The organism is Pseudomonas sp. IT-347P (assembly GCF_949768005.1).
Lineage (GTDB): Bacteria > Pseudomonadota > Gammaproteobacteria > Pseudomonadales > Pseudomonadaceae > Aquipseudomonas.
In genome coordinates this window covers 1-297 of record NZ_CATKPQ010000035.1, presented here as the reverse complement: position 1 = coordinate 297, position 297 = coordinate 1, and the positions used below count along the sequence as shown (strand labels likewise).

The window sequence follows — 297 nt, the reverse complement described above, 5'->3', positions numbered from 1 at the left end:
TAGAAGCAGCTTTAAGCTCCAAGCTGATAGCTCTGAGCTAACAGTTACAAGCTCGAAATTGGGTCTGTAGCTCAGTTGGTTAGAGCGCACCCCTGATAAGGGTGAGGTCGGCAGTTCGAATCTGCCCAGACCCACCAATTTTGTTATGGGGCCATAGCTCAGCTGGGAGAGCGCCTGCCTTGCACGCAGGAGGTCAGCGGTTCGATCCCGCTTGGCTCCACCATAAACTGCTTCGAAGTTTGAGAGTTTAGAAATGAATATTCGCATTGAATATTGATTTCTAGTCTTTTGATTAGA

Annotated in this window: 2 tRNA genes; both read left to right on the top strand. The window is 48.1% G+C overall.

The features are described from left to right. The first annotated feature begins 60 nt into the window (after window positions 1–60). Window positions 61–137 (top strand) — tRNA-Ile (locus ACM6IV_RS16215). A 10-nt stretch (window positions 138–147) separates the two neighbouring features. Further along, window positions 148–223: transfer RNA gene (locus tag ACM6IV_RS16210), tRNA-Ala, on the top strand. Window positions 224–297: the final 74 nt, after the last annotated feature.